We start from the raw sequence: 397 nt of genomic DNA on the forward strand, positions 1-397 counted from the left end.
GCCTCGATCTCGGCGGCGAGGGCCTCGCGCGCGTCGGCGCTCAGCGAGCCGTTCTCGGCACGGACCACCAGGACGCGCGTGGCGTTCGCGATGGACAGGGACTCGCGGACCGCCTCGTCGACCGTCGCGAGGGACACGCTGACCGCGACGGCGCCACCGGCGGCCACCACGTCGCCCAGCTGCGGCAGGTCGCGCCGCAGCAGCGTGCCCTTGGTGAGGACCGACAGCGGCGTGCCGGAGCCCGCGAGCGCGTCGATGATCCCGGGCATGAGGCGGTAGCGCCCCTCGGCGCGCTGGTAGGGGTCGGTGTTGGTGCCGAGGGCGACGTGCTCGCGCCGCCAGGACGCCCGGGTGACCTCGGCGCGCAGCACCTCGACGACGTTGGTCTTGACGACGA

Annotated in this window: 1 pseudogene; it reads right to left on the bottom strand. The window is 74.8% G+C overall.

The window, feature by feature from the left end:
• Nucleotides 1-397 (bottom strand): annotated as a pseudogene (locus G3I71_RS49455) (radical SAM protein); the annotation flags it as partial.

Origin of the sequence: Streptomyces sp. SID12501 (assembly GCF_010550245.1) — a bacterium.
In the GTDB taxonomy this organism is placed as follows: domain Bacteria; phylum Actinomycetota; class Actinomycetes; order Streptomycetales; family Streptomycetaceae; genus Streptomyces.